Annotated in this window: 12 protein-coding genes and 1 tRNA gene; 2 read left to right on the forward strand and 11 right to left on the reverse strand. The window is 70.1% G+C overall.

Going from position 1 to position 12600, the window contains the following annotated elements; all coding sequences use genetic code 11:
* Positions 1–32 precede the first annotated feature (32 nt).
* Complete coding sequence (locus E3O23_RS08140) at positions 33–1277, reverse strand: APC family permease (RefSeq protein WP_134489933.1); 1245 nt, start codon at positions 1275–1277, stop codon at positions 33–35.
* Positions 1278–1448: 171 nt separating this feature from the next.
* Between E3O23_RS08140 and E3O23_RS08145 the strand changes: the two genes are divergently transcribed.
* Complete coding sequence (locus E3O23_RS08145) at positions 1449–1799, forward strand: hypothetical protein (protein WP_134489935.1); 351 nt, start codon at positions 1449–1451, stop codon at positions 1797–1799.
* 111 nt (positions 1800–1910) lie between these two features.
* On the opposite strand, the gene E3O23_RS08150 is transcribed toward E3O23_RS08145, so the two are convergent.
* The 3 genes from E3O23_RS08150 to E3O23_RS08160 form a co-directional block, all read right to left on the reverse strand.
* Entirely contained in the window at positions 1911–2888 is a 978-nt protein-coding gene (locus tag E3O23_RS08150; protein ID WP_134489937.1) for a ribose-phosphate diphosphokinase, read from the reverse strand.
* Entirely contained in the window at positions 2889–4313 is a 1425-nt protein-coding gene (gene glmU / locus E3O23_RS08155) for a bifunctional UDP-N-acetylglucosamine diphosphorylase/glucosamine-1-phosphate N-acetyltransferase GlmU (protein WP_134489939.1), read from the reverse strand.
* A 53-nt stretch (positions 4314–4366) separates the two neighbouring features.
* Positions 4367–4438 (reverse strand) — tRNA-Gln (locus E3O23_RS08160).
* An 81-nt stretch (positions 4439–4519) separates the two neighbouring features.
* On the opposite strand from E3O23_RS08160, the gene E3O23_RS08165 reads away from it, so the two are divergent.
* On the forward strand, positions 4520–5011 hold the full coding sequence (locus tag E3O23_RS08165) for a MarR family winged helix-turn-helix transcriptional regulator (protein WP_134489941.1): 492 nt from the start codon (positions 4520–4522) through the stop codon (positions 5009–5011).
* Positions 5012–5179: 168 nt separating this feature from the next.
* On the opposite strand, the gene E3O23_RS08170 is transcribed toward E3O23_RS08165, so the two are convergent.
* The 7 genes from E3O23_RS08170 to rsmA all read right to left on the reverse strand — a co-directional run bounded on the left by E3O23_RS08170 (position 5180) and on the right by rsmA (position 12311).
* Complete coding sequence (locus tag E3O23_RS08170; RefSeq protein WP_134489943.1) at positions 5180–5839, reverse strand: methionine ABC transporter permease; 660 nt, start codon at positions 5837–5839, stop codon at positions 5180–5182.
* Entirely contained in the window at positions 5839–6882 is a 1044-nt protein-coding gene (locus E3O23_RS08175; RefSeq protein WP_134489947.1) for a methionine ABC transporter ATP-binding protein, read from the reverse strand. Before E3O23_RS08175 ends, E3O23_RS08170 begins: the two co-directional genes overlap by 1 nt.
* Before the next feature lie 112 nt (positions 6883–6994).
* A complete protein-coding gene (locus tag E3O23_RS08180) occupies positions 6995–7879 on the reverse strand; it encodes a MetQ/NlpA family ABC transporter substrate-binding protein (protein WP_134489949.1) in 885 nt (294 codons plus the stop codon).
* Between the two features lie 171 nt (positions 7880–8050).
* Complete coding sequence (locus tag E3O23_RS08185) at positions 8051–9862, reverse strand: ABC-F family ATP-binding cassette domain-containing protein (RefSeq protein WP_134489951.1); 1812 nt, start codon at positions 9860–9862, stop codon at positions 8051–8053.
* Positions 9863–9986: 124 nt separating this feature from the next.
* On the reverse strand, positions 9987–10922 hold the full coding sequence (locus E3O23_RS08190) for a 4-(cytidine 5'-diphospho)-2-C-methyl-D-erythritol kinase (RefSeq protein ID WP_134489953.1): 936 nt from the start codon (positions 10920–10922) through the stop codon (positions 9987–9989).
* 9 nt (positions 10923–10931) lie between these two features.
* Complete coding sequence (locus tag E3O23_RS08195; RefSeq protein ID WP_134489955.1) at positions 10932–11510, reverse strand: hypothetical protein; 579 nt, start codon at positions 11508–11510, stop codon at positions 10932–10934.
* Positions 11511–11519: 9 nt separating this feature from the next.
* A complete protein-coding gene (rsmA, locus tag E3O23_RS08200) occupies positions 11520–12311 on the reverse strand; it encodes a 16S rRNA (adenine(1518)-N(6)/adenine(1519)-N(6))-dimethyltransferase RsmA (RefSeq protein WP_134490003.1) in 792 nt (263 codons plus the stop codon).
* Between the last annotated feature and the right edge of the window lie 289 nt (positions 12312–12600).

The raw sequence follows: 12600 nt of genomic DNA on the forward strand, positions 1-12600 counted from the left end.
AGCGCGGGGCGGGGCAGCGGGCTCGCGCCGGGTCAGCGGGGTCGGGCGGCCAGGGCGAGGCGGATGCCGCGGCCGGCCAGCCCGACGGCGAGCCAGGCGGCCGCGGCGAGCACGCCCTGCCACGGGAGCGTGACCGCCAGCAGCAGGCATCCGGCCACCCCCGCGTACTGGATCACCCGCGGCAGCCAGCGGTCGGCGGGCCCCTGACGGAGCGCGCTCAGGTGCGCGATCGCGTAGTAGACCAGCACCGCGCAGGCCGAGAAACCGACCAGCCGCGCCGGGTCAAGCAGCAGGATGCCGGCGATCGCGGCGATCCCGACCGTCGCCTCGGCCACGACCGGGGCGTGCGTGCGGGTGGAGATCCGGCTGAGCGGGCCGGGCAGGTCGCGCTCCCTGGCCATCGCCAGCCCGGTGCGGCTGAGCCCGGCGAGGATCCCGACCAGCGAGCCGAGGCAGGCGACCGCGGCCACCATCCGGGCCAGGCCGGTCCAGGGTTCGTCGCCGCCGAGAACATCCGCCAGCGGCGAGGTCGAGGTCGCGAGGACGGCCGGGCCGAGGATGGTCACGCAGAGCACCCCGATCACCGCGTAGATCACCAGCGTGATGCCGAGCGCGGTGATGATCGCGCGCGGCAGGGTGTGCCGGGGGTCCCGCACCTCTTCGCCGAGGGTCGCCATCCGGGCGTATCCGGCGAAGCAGAAGAAGAGCAGGCCGGCCGATTGCAGGATGCCGTACCAGCCGGCATCCGTGATCGTGCCGAGGTCGAGGCGGGCCTCGGCGAGGCTGCCGCCGAGGCCGATCACCGCGAAGACGACGAGCAGGCCGCCGAGCACGGTGAACACGATCGCGGCGCTCACTCCGGCCGTGGTCCGGATGCCCGCCATGTTCACGGCGCCGAGCACGACCACGGCGGCCACCGCGACGGCGCGGGACTGTTCGGGCCAGAGGTAGCCGCCCGCGATCAGCGCGATCGCGCCGGCCGAGGCGGTCTTGCCGGCCAGGAAGAGCCAGCCGGCGGCGAAGCCCCACCACGGGCCGAGGGTGGCGCGGCCGAAGGCGTACGCGCCGCCGGAGACCGGGTATGCCATCGCGAGCTGCGCGGAGCTGAGGGCGTTGAGCGAAGCGATGACCCCGGCGATGACCAGGCCGATCAGCAGGCCCGTTCCGGCGGCCGCCGCGGCCGGCGCCCAGACGTAGAAGACACCCGCGCCGATCATCGCGGCCAGGCCTACGATGATCGCGCGCCCGAGCCCGAGGTGGCGCTCCAGCGTGGTCATGTCACCACCCTAACGAGGGCGGGTGAACGTCACGTGTCGCGCGCGGCGCGGCGGCGTCCGGGATCCGGTCATGCGGCATCGGGCATCCGGGATCAGGCGTCCGACATCGGGCATCCGGCATCGGGCATCCGGCCTCGGGCGTCTGGGATACTGGGACCGGAGCCTATGACCATGAGCAATGAGATCCCCGAACTCGCCGGCTACGAGCCGCACGACGCGTCGCGCCCGCTGCGCAGCCGGCACACCCTGACGATGATGCGGATCGCGGTGCTGCTCGGCCTCGTGGCGCTCGTCGTTCCCGGAATCCTCACCACGCTGCAGGTCGCTGGCTCGACGGCCACAAACGCCTGCCTGGCGTCGGTCGCCCGGTACCACCCGTTCGCCGAATCGTCGGTGGCTCGCTTCGAGTTCTCCGGCGCCGGCGGTTTCGGCTGGCAATGCTACGCCGTCGACGCCAACGAACGCGAGATGTTCGTGGAGCCGCTCGGGATCATCCCGGCAGCCCCTCGCCCGACGCCCTAAAATCACACGCCGAACCCACATCGAACTGTGAGTTTGGCACCTTCCCGGGCCTCGGGAAGGTGCCGAACTCACAGTTCGGCGGAGGAATGTTGCGGGGGAAGGACGGAGCGGTTAGGCGGCGCCCTCGAAGAGGGAGGTCACCGAGCCTTCGTCGAAGACCTCGTGGATGGCGCGGGCCAGCAGCGGCGCGATCGGCAGCACGGTCAACGTCGGGAAGCGCTTCTCCTCCGGGACCGGCAGGGTGTCGGTGACGACGACGGCGGAGATCGCCGAGTTCTGCAGCATCTCGATGGCCGGGTGGCTGAACACCGCGTGGGTGGCGGCGACGACGACGCCGATGGCGCCGGCATCCCGCAGCGCCTCGGCGGCCTGGGCGATGGTGCGGCCGGTGTCGATCATGTCGTCGACGATGAGGCAGACGCGGCCTTCGACCTGGCCGACGATCTCGTGCACGGACACGCGGTTGGGCACGAGCGGGTCGCGGCGCTTGTGGATGATGGCCAGCGGCGCACCGAGCTTGTCGCTCCAGATGTCGGCCACGCGCACGCGGCCCATGTCGGGCGAGACGACGGTGAGTGTGGACGGGTCGAGCTTCTCGCGGAAGTGCTCGAGCAACACCGGCATCGCGAAGAGGTGGTCGACGGGACCGTCGAAGAAGCCCTGGATCTGCGCGGCGTGCAGGTCGACGGACATGATCCGGTCGGCGCCGGCGACCTTGAACAGGTCGGCGACGAGGCGGGCCGAGATCGGCTCGCGACCGCGGCCCTTCTTGTCCTGGCGGGAGTACGGGTAGAACGGCGCGACCACGGTGATCCGCTTGGCCGAGGCCCGCTTGAGCGCGTCGACCATGATCAGCTGTTCCATCAGCCATTCGTTGATCGGCGCGGTGTGCGACTGGATGACGAACGCGTCGCTGCCGCGGACGCTCTCGTCGAACCGCGCGTAGATCTCACCGTTGGCGAAGGTGCGCGCATCAGTGTGGACGAGTTCCGAACCAAGCTCAGTGGCGATGTCGAGCGCGAGTTGAGGGTGCGCGCGCCCCGAAACCAGGACCAGTTTCTTCTCGCCTTTGGCTGTGATTCCGGGCACTTAGTCTCCGCTCGTTTCCGCGGCCTTCGCCGCGTCGGTTCCCGGACGGTTGGCCTGAACCCAGCCGTCCATGTTGCGCTGCGGAGCCACGTTGATGGCCAAGGACCCGGCCGGCACGTCCTTGCGGACGACAGTCCCGGCCCCCGTGTACGCTCCGTCCCCAATCCTAATCGGCGCGACGAACACGTTGTGCGACCCGGTGCGCACGTGCGACCCGATTTCGGAGCGGTGCTTGTTCACTCCGTCGTAGTTGGCGAAGATCGTGCCGGCGCCGATGTTCGAGCCGACGCCGACCGTGGCGTCGCCGACGTAGCTGAGGTGGGGCACCTTGCTGCCGGCCCCGATGGTCGCGTTCTTCGTCTCGACGTACGCGCCGATCTTGCCCTCGGAACCGAGCACGGTCCCCGGTCGCAGGTAGGCGAACGGGCCGACGGATGCCCCGGCGCCGATGACCGCCAGGGTCGCGTCGGTGCGCTTCACGACCGCGTTCTCGCCGACCTCACAGTCGCGCAGGGTGGTGTCCGGGCCGACCACGGCGCCGGTCGCGATGCTCGTCGCGCCCTCGATCTGGGTGCCGGGCAGGAGCGTGACATCCGGCGCGAGCGTGGCCTTCATGTCGATCCAGGTGGTCGCGGGGTCCTGCACGGTCACCCCGGCGAGCTGCCAGCCGCGCACGATCAGGGCGTTGAGCTTCAGGGCAGTCTCGCTGAGCTGGGCGCGGTCGTTGATGCCGGCGACGATCCAGGCCTCGGAGAGGGCGACGGCGCTCACTTCCGAGCCGGCGCCGCGGAGCAGGCCGATGACGTCGGTGAGGTACTTCTCGCCCTGCACGTTCTCCGTGGTGAGGCGCGCGAGCTGGTCGCGCAGGGCGGCGAGCCCGAACAGGTAGACGCCCGCGTTGATCTCGTCGACCGCGAGCTCCTCCGCGCTGGCGTCCTTCTGCTCGACGATGCGGTCGAACCCGCCCTGGGCGGAACGGATGATCCGGCCGTAGCCGGTGGCGTCATCCGGGATCGCCGACAGCACGGTGGCCGCGGCCGCGCTCGCGCGGTGCGCGGCGATGAAGGCGGCGAGGGTGTCGGCGTCGAGCAGCGGCACATCGCCGTTGATGACGAGCACGTCGCCCTCGAAGTCGGCCGGAAGCGCGTCGACGGCCTGTTCGACGGCGCGGCCGGTGCCGGGGACGTCGTCCTGGTCGACGATGATGCTTTCGGGCAGGTCTGCCGCGATGACCTCGGCGAGGCGGTCGCGTTCGTGGCGCACCACGGTGACGAGGTGCGCGGCGTCGAGCGCCCGAGCGGTGGCCAGCACGTGGCTGATCACGGGCATCCCGGCGAGCGGGTGCAGCAGCTTCGGCAGGCTGGATTTCATGCGCGTGCCCTGGCCTGCAGCCAGGACGATGACGGCGAGTCGATTATCGGTCATGTGTTGCCCCTTGGTCGTCTCGAGGATGGGTCTTCGATCGGTGAATCGAACCGCTCCGCCGCCAGGACTCGAACCTGGACCTAACAGCTCCAAAGGCTGTCGTGCTGCCATTACACCACGGCGGAATGCACCGGCCGCGGCCGGGCATCGCAGTCAAGTCTGCCAGATGTGCGCCGCACCCCGCGCCGCGGCCGGATAATGGAGGGATGCCTGCGAATGACGAAGTCGACCGGATCGTGGACGCCTGGCTGCGCGAAAGGCCTGACCTCGATTTCGCCCCCCTCCAGGTGCTCTCCCGGGTCGCCCGGCTCTCCAAGCACCTCGACCGGGCCCGCCGGACGGCGTTCTCCCGCTCCGAGCTGGAGTCGTGGGAATTCGACGTGCTGTCTGCCCTCCGCCGCGCCGGTGCGCCCTACGTCCTGAGCCCGAAATCGCTGCTGCAGCAGACCCTCGTCTCCAGCGGAACGATGACGAACCGGATCGACCGGCTGGTCGACCGCGGCCTGGTCACCCGGCGCACCGACCCGAACGACGGCCGCGGCGTGCTCGTCGGGATGACGCCGGCCGGGCTCATCCGGGTGGATGCCGCGATCACCCGGCTCGTCGACGCCGAGGCGGAGCTGCTCGCCACGCTCTCCGCCGGCGACCAGGATCGCCTCGCCGGCCTGCTCCGCAAGCTCAGCCTCGACTTCGACTGAGCGCCGAGCCTGCCACCCCGCCGAGCCCTTCGAGACTTCGAGACCTTCGAGACTTCGAGACCTTCGCCGAGACCCTCGCCGAACCGTGAGTTTGGCACCTTCGCGGGCCCCGCGAAGGTGCCAAACTCACGGTTCGGCGAAGGAAGTCGGCGGATGGGGGCGGCGGCGTCAGCGGCGGAGGGCCTTGCGGGCGAGGGAGTTGCCGAGGAACTGCACCAGCTGCACGAGCACGATGATCAGCAGCACGGCGGCCCAGGTGACTACGGGGTTGAACTGCCGGTAGCCGTAGAGCAGCGCGAAGTTTCCGAGGCCGCCGCCGCCGACGTAGCCGGCGACCGCGGACATGTCGACGAGGGCCACGAAGATGAAGGTGAAGCCGAGGATCAGCGGGCCGAGCGCCTCGGGCAGCAGCACGGTGAAGATGATCCGGATCGGCCCGGCCCCCACCGAGCGCGCCGCGTCGATCACGCCGGGCGAGACCGTGAGCAGGTTCTGCTCGACAATGCGTCCCATGGCGAAGGATGCCGCGAGCGAGATCGTGAAGATGATCGCGGGGTTGCCGATGCCGGTTCCGACCACCATTCGGGCCAGCGGCTGGGCCGCGGCCAGGAAGATGATGAACGGAATCGGCCGGATGAAGTTCACCAGCACGTTCAGCACCGTGAACACCGTGCGGTTCTCGAGGATGTTGCCGGCGCGGCTCAGGTAGAGCCCGAGCCCGACCAGGAGTCCGCCGAGTCCGCCGAAAAAGAGGGTGAGACCGACGATGTAGAGGGTCTCGCCGGCCGCCGTCCACAGCTCGGGCGTCAGGTCGATCAGGGCATCCATCAGCGCACCTCCGTGACGGTCGTCAGTTCTCGGATGCGGGCGAGCACGTCGTCGATCACCGCGTCGGCCTCCGTCAGGTGATCCGCCGCCAGGCTCAGCGTCAGGTGCCCGAACGGCCGGCCCTGGATCTCGTTGATGCCGCCGTAGATGACCTCGAAGGCCACCCCCGCCCGCGCCAGCTCGCCGAACACGGCCTGCTGGTCGACACCGGCGTCGCGGAAGGACAGGGTGACGATGCGGCCCCGGTGGCGCCCGCGCAGCACGGCCAGCTCGGCGGCGGACGGCACGCCCTTGACGACGGTGCCGACGAAACGGGCGGATGCCGCGTGCTGCGGGTTCGAGAAGACGTCGAACACGTCACCGCGCTCGATGACGCGTCCCTGGTCCATCACGGCGACCTTGGTGGCGATGGTCTGGATGACGTCCATCTCGTGGGTGATCACGATGATGGTGACGCCGAACTCCCGGTTGACGCGCTTGAGGAGCGTGAGCACCTCGTGGGTGGTCTCCGGGTCGAGGGCGCTGGTGGCCTCGTCGGCGAGGAGGATGCTCGGCTGGGTGGCGAGGGCGCGGGCGATCCCGACGCGCTGCTTCTGGCCGCCGGAGAGCTGGTCGGGGTAGGCACGTGCCTTGTCGGCCAGGCCGACGAAGTCGAGCAGCTCGGCGACGCGAGCCTGCCGCTCGGCCTTGGGCCGCCCGGCCACCTCGAGCGGGTAGGCGACGTTGCCGGCCACGGTTCGGGAGTCGAGCAGGTTGAACTGCTGGAAGATCATGCCGATCCCGAGGCGCACCTCGCGCAGCTTCCGCTCAGGGAGCCCGGCGATGTCCTGCCCGTTGATCAGGATTTCGCCGCCGGTGGAACGCTCGAGCGCGTTCACCAGGCGAACGAGCGTGCTCTTGCCGGCCCCGGAGTAGCCGATGATCCCGTACACGTCGCCGGCCTCGACGTCGAGGCTCACGCTGTCGATCGCGACGACGGGGTCGCCGGTCTTCGTGGTGGCCGGGTAGACCTTGGACACGTCACGCAAACTGACGACAGGCATAGCGGGGGTCCTTACTGAAATCATCCGCGAGTGAGCGGTTTCGGCGGCCGACCCTTGTGGGGACGTCCGAACGCTCACTCGCGGACAGGGGTGGTGCTACCCGGGGGTAGCGCTACTTCTGGGCGGCGGTGTCCTTCTCGACCTTGGCGAGCGACTTCTCGAGGTCGCTGACCGGGGTCTTCACCAGCTGGGCGCTGCCCCCGGAGACGGCGAGGACGCCATCCTGGACCTTCTTGCTCTCCTGGAAGATCTCGACGAGCTTCTGGTAGGTCGCGTTGTCCTTGTCCTCGGCGCGGGCCGCGAAGACGTTCACGTACGGCAGCGCGTTGGGGTCGGCGGGGTCGTCCTGGGCAATCGCGTCCGAGAACTTCAGCCCGGCCTTCTCCACGAAGTCGTTGTTGATGATCGCGGCGGCCACGTCCGGCAGCGAGGTCGCCGTCAGGGACGCCTCGAGGGCCTTCACCGAGACCTTCGACTTCTTCGTGTCGATGTCGTCGAGGGTGGAGAAGATGGTCCCGCCGTCCTTGAGCACGATCAGCTTCGCCGACTGCAGCACGAGGAGGGAGCGGGAGAGGTTGCTGGGGTCGTTCGGAACGGCGACGGTGTCGCCCTTCTTGATCCCGTCGACGCTCTTCACCTTCGTGGAGTAGAGGCCGAGCGGGTAGATCGCGGTCGCGCCGATCGGCGCGAGGTCCTGCTTGGTCGACACGTTGTAGTCGGCGAGGTAGACGATGTGCTGGAACTGGTTGAGGTCGATCTCGCCCTCGGTCAGCGCCGGGTTGGGCTGGGGGTAGTCGGCGAAGTCGACGATGTCGACCTCGATGCCCGCGTCGGCCGCGGCCTGCTTGTAGTCGGCCCAGTACGGGTCGCTCGCCCCCACGACGCCGATGGTGACGACGTCGTCGGCGGAGCCCGCGGTGCCGGCCCCTCCGGCGCATCCGGCCAGCAGTGCGGTGAGCGGCAGGACCGCCAGGGCGGCCAGCAATGTCTTCTTCACGTTATGTATCCCCTTCGCTGTGTGTGTGGGAGCCCGGCATGCGGGCACAGCGAAACCACGAGGAAAAAATGGGGGGCTGTGCCGCGACGTCGCCAGGCACACTTCAACGGTAACGAGAGATCCTGCGCGGCGTGGCCGTCTTCGACACACGCCGTCACAGGACCTGCGAACTCAGCTCCCGACGAGCTCGGAAAGTTCGAGCCAGCGCGTTTCCAGGCCGACCACGGTGTCTTCGAGCTGCGAGAGCTCGGCCGACAGCACGCCGAGGCCGGTGTAGTCCGCCTGGTCGTGTGCGGCCAGCGACTCGTGCAGCGAGGTGATCCGGTCCTGCGCCTTGACGACCTTCCGGCCGGTCGAGGCGAGCTCCTTCTGCGCGTTGCGGAGCTCGGCGCCGCCGACGGCGAGCCGGCCCTTCTGCCCGGCGGCGGCTCCGGATGCCTCGGTCGGCGAACCGCTGGAGCCGGAGGTTCCGCCGGAGATCTGCTTCTTGCGCAGCTGGAGGTACTGGTCGACGCCGCCGGGCAGGTGCCGGAACGCGCCATCCGTCACGGCGTACTGGTTGTCGGTGACGCGCTCGATCAGGTACCGGTCGTGCGAGACGACGAGGAGGGTGCCGGGGAAGGAGTCGAGCAGGTCTTCCATGGCGGCGAGCATGTCGGTGTCGAGGTCGTTGGTGGGCTCGTCGAGGATGAGCACATTCGGTTCGTCGAGCACGATCAGCAGCAGCTGCAGGCGGCGCTTCTGGCCACCGGAGAGGTCCTTGACCTTCGTGGTCAGCTGGGCGCTCATGAAGCCCATCCGCTCGAGCATCTGCCCGGGGGTGATCTCCTTGCCGCCGGCGATGTACGACGTCTTCTGGCGGCCGATGACCTCGCTCACCCGGTCGTTCTGGATGTCTTCGAGCTCGAACAGCTGCTGGGTGAGCACGGCGACCTTGATGGTCTTGCCGCGCTTGACCGTGCCGCTGGTGGGCAGCAGGGTGCCGGCGACGAGGTTGAGCAGCGTGGACTTGCCGGCGCCGTTGACGCCCATGATGCCGGTGCGCTCGCCCGGCGCGATGCGCCAGGTGATGTCGTTGAGCACGGTCTTGTCCTCGAACTTGACGGTGACGTCGAGCAGGTCGACGACATCCTTGCCGAGGCGCTGCATGGCCATCGACTGCATCGAGACCGTGTCGCGGGGCGGCGGCTCGTTCTCGATCAGGACGTTGGCCGCGTCGATGCGGAACTTGGGCTTGGCGGTGCGGGCGGGGGCGCCGCGGCGCAGCCAGGCGAGTTCCTTCTTCATCAGGTTCTGGCGCTTCGATTCGGAGGCGGCGGACATCCGGTCGCGTTCGACGCGCTGCAGGATGTAGGCCGCATAGCCGCCCTCGAAGGGCTCGATGATGCGGTCGTGCACCTCCCAGGTCTGGTTGCAGACCTCGTCGAGGAACCACCGGTCGTGAGTGACGACGACGAGGCCGCCGGAGTTCACCGCCCAGCGGTTCTTCAGGTGCCCGGCGAGCCAGGAGATGCCCTCGACGTCGAGGTGGTTGGTGGGCTCGTCGAGGAAGATGACGTCGTGGTCGCCGATGAGCACGGCCGCGAGGGCCACCCGGCGGCGCTGGCCACCGGAGAGGTCGTCGACGAGCGCGTCCCAGGGGATGTCGCGGACGAGGCCGCCGATGACGTCGCGCACCTTGGAGTCGCCGGCCCAGACGTGCTCCTCGATGCCGCCGACGATGGTGTGGCCGACGGTTTGGCCGGAGGCGAGCTCGTCGGCCTGGTCGAGGATGCCGATGGTCACGCCGCGCCGACGCGTCACGCGTCCGGAGTCGGGTTCCATCCGCCCGGCGAGCAGGTTGAGCAGCGTTGACTTGCCGTCGCCGTTGCGGCCGACGACGCCGATCCGGTCGCCTTCGTTGAGGCCGGCGGTGACGCTGTCAAAGATGACGCGGGTGGGGAATTCGAGGTGCAGGGCTTCAGCCCCGAGCAAATGTGCCATAAGTGGTCCAAGCTTACCGGCCGCGCCTGAGAGCCCGCCCTCTCTCCCGCGAAACCGCAGTTGTGCGCGCTAAAACCCCCGAATGACGCGCACAACTGCGGTTTCGCGGGGAGTTGGGCGGGGGTTAGTCGTGGACGAGGCGGGCGCCGTGCACCGGGCCGGTGGCTCGCACGACGTTCAGCCGGGAGGCGCTCAGCGCCACCTGGAGCTCGAGCGCGCTGTCGGAATCCGCGACGAGGAAGGCCACCGTGGGTCCGGAGCCGGAGATGATCCCGGCGAGGGCGCCGTTCGCCTCGCCGAGCTCGAGGACCTTGCCGAGGCCCGGCGCGAGGTGCAGCGCGGGAGCCTGCAGGTCGTTGTGCAGCGACTCGGCGAGCATCCGCGGGTCGCCGGCCCGCAGCGCCTGCAGCACGTTCGGGTCGACGGTGGGCTGGTGCTCGGCGGGAAAGATGTCCTGCGCGTGGCGGTCGCGGTGGCGGTCCAGTTCGCTGTAGACGCCGGGCGTCGACATCCCGAATTCGGCGAGGGCGAGCACCCACTGGAAGTGCCCCTTGGCCAGGGCGGGGCTGAGCTGGTCGCCACGGCCGGTGCCGATGGCGGTGCCGCCGGTGAACGCGAACGGGACGTCGGCGCCGAGCCTGGCGGCGAGGGCGAGCAGCTCTTCCTTCGTCGCCTCCGTGCCCCACAGGGCGTCGCAGGCGAGGAGGGTCGCCGCGGCATCCGCCGAACCGCCGCCCATGCCGCCGGCGATCGGGACGTGCTTCTCGATCTCGAGGTGCACTCCGCCGCGGAAGCCGGTCTTGCGGGCGAGCAGCCGTGCGGCCTTGATCGCGAGGTTGGAGCCGTCGGTGGCCAGGCCGGAGGTGTCGATCGGGCCGGTGAACTCGACCGAGAAGTCGTCGGCCGGATAGGCACGCACGTCCTCGTAGAGCGAGACCGACTGGTAGGCGGTGGCGACGTCGTGGTAGCCGTCTTCCATGACCTTGCCGACCTTGAGGAAGACATTGATCTTGCCCGGCGCTCTCGCGTGCACGACCTGGGATGCCCCCGCGATGCTCATGCTCCTAACCTAGTCCAGCCCGCGCGCGGCTCCGGACGAGGCGGCGGCCAGCCCCCGCTGCATCGCCGCCTTCGCCGGGGCGACGGCCGCGGCATCCGCGAGTCGCTGGTGGGCCAGGGACACGGATGTCCGGCCCGCGTTGGCGGGGTTGGCCGTGGCCAGCAGGGAACCGTTGGCAGGGAGCTTGCACCGGGCGGTCAGGTAGCGCGCGGTGCGGCTCTCGCTCGCCGGTCGGCCGAGGCTCGCGCTCACCGCCCCGATGACGACGTCGAGGGCGGCCTCCTGCTCGAGCGGGAACGTCTTCGACGCGCTCACCTCGAAGGTGCCGTCGGCGCGCTGCCCCGGAAGCCTCCGGCCGCGCGCCTGTTCGAAGCCGACGGTGACCGCCTGGCGCCACCAGCCGGGAACGCCCTGCTCGTCGTGCAGCCAGCGGGCGATCTGCGGATGCGTCCACTCGGCTGCCCCGGCCGCGTCGAGCAGTTCGAACCAGTGCGCCCCGGGCTTGCCGGTCGCTGCCGTCATCGCCGCGTCGCTCCTCCCGGCGGCCGCGATGCGGTCGGGACTGTCGCTGTTGGGGCTGTCGGACATGGCCCCAGACTAGGACGTCGCGCGGGCGATCGCGAGGAAGTCGTGCACGGTGAGCTGCTCGCCGCGCTCGGTGGGGTCGATGCCGGCCTCGGTGATCAGTCTGGAGGCGGTCGTCGAGTCGCCGAGCACGACGGAGAGGGACTGGCGCAGCATCTTCCGGCGCTGCTGGAACGCCGCGTCGACGAGGGCGAAGGTGGCCAGGCGCAGTTCCTCGGACTCCAGCGGTTCGGCCCGGCGGTCGAAGGCGACGAGGATCGAGTCGACGTTCGGGACGGGCCAGAACACCTGCCGGCTCACCTTGCCGGCGGTTCGGAACGCGCCGTACCAGGCCGCCTTCACGCTCGGGCTGCCGTACACCTTGGAGCCGGGCGGCGCGGCGAGGCGCTCGCCGACCTCGGCCTGCACCATGACCAGGCCCGCGCGCAGCGACGGGAAGTGCTCGAGCAGGTGCAGCAGCACCGGCACCGACACGTTGTAGGGCAGGTTCGCGACGAGCCGGGTGGGGTCGCCGGGAATGTCCATGATGCGCATGGCGTCGCCCAGGATGACCGTGAGCGGCGCGCCCGGCTGCATGAGTTCGACCGTGATCGGAAGCTGCTCGGCCAGGCGGGCGTCGATCTCGACGGCGACCACGCGGGCGCCGGTTTCGAGGAGGCCCAGGGTGAGCGAACCGAGCCCCGGGCCGACCTCGACGACCGTGTCCTCGGCCGTGATGCCGGCGACCTTCACGATCCGGCGAACGGTGTTGCCGTCAATGACGAAGTTCTGGCCGAGCTTCTTGGTCGGGTTCACGCCGAGCATCTCGGCGAGGTCGCGGATCTCGGACGGGCCGAGCAGGGTCCGGGCCGGCGTGCCCGCGGGCACTGACGTCGTTGGCTCCGTCGGTTCAGCCGACCGGGGCGACTCCGGCGACTCCGCCGACTCGGGCGACTCGGCCGACTCGTGCGGCTCCTCGGGCGATTCCTCGGGCTCGGGGGCGACGTGACGTCCGCGGCCGCCCTCTCGCCCCGGTTCCGGAGGGGTCTCCGGCTCGGCGCCGGCCGGCAGGCCGTGCCGCGTGCCGTGCGCCGGCTCGTGTGCGAGCTCGGCC

The sequence above is a fragment of the Cryobacterium tagatosivorans genome, from assembly GCF_004402215.1.
GTDB classification, from domain to species: domain Bacteria; phylum Actinomycetota; class Actinomycetes; order Actinomycetales; family Microbacteriaceae; genus Cryobacterium; species Cryobacterium tagatosivorans.

Coding starts and splice junctions, on each gene's coding strand:
- E3O23_RS08140 (WP_134489933.1), bottom strand. CDS start 1,277: ATGACCACGCTGGAGCGCCACCTCGGGCTCGGGCGCGCGATCATCGTA.
- E3O23_RS08145 (WP_134489935.1), top strand. CDS start 1,449: ATGAGCAATGAGATCCCCGAACTCGCCGGCTACGAGCCGCACGACGCG.
- glmU (WP_134489939.1), bottom strand. CDS start 4,313: ATGACCGATAATCGACTCGCCGTCATCGTCCTGGCTGCAGGCCAGGGC.
- E3O23_RS08165 (WP_134489941.1), top strand. CDS start 4,520: ATGCCTGCGAATGACGAAGTCGACCGGATCGTGGACGCCTGGCTGCGC.
- E3O23_RS08170 (WP_134489943.1), bottom strand. CDS start 5,839: ATGGATGCCCTGATCGACCTGACGCCCGAGCTGTGGACGGCGGCCGGC.
- E3O23_RS08175 (WP_134489947.1), bottom strand. CDS start 6,882: ATGCCTGTCGTCAGTTTGCGTGACGTGTCCAAGGTCTACCCGGCCACC.
- E3O23_RS08185 (WP_134489951.1), bottom strand. CDS start 9,862: ATGGCACATTTGCTCGGGGCTGAAGCCCTGCACCTCGAATTCCCCACC.
- E3O23_RS08190 (WP_134489953.1), bottom strand. CDS start 10,922: ATGAGCATCGCGGGGGCATCCCAGGTCGTGCACGCGAGAGCGCCGGGC.
- E3O23_RS08195 (WP_134489955.1), bottom strand. CDS start 11,510: ATGTCCGACAGCCCCAACAGCGACAGTCCCGACCGCATCGCGGCCGCC.
- rsmA (WP_134490003.1), bottom strand. CDS start 12,311: ATGCTCGGCGTGAACCCGACCAAGAAGCTCGGCCAGAACTTCGTCATT.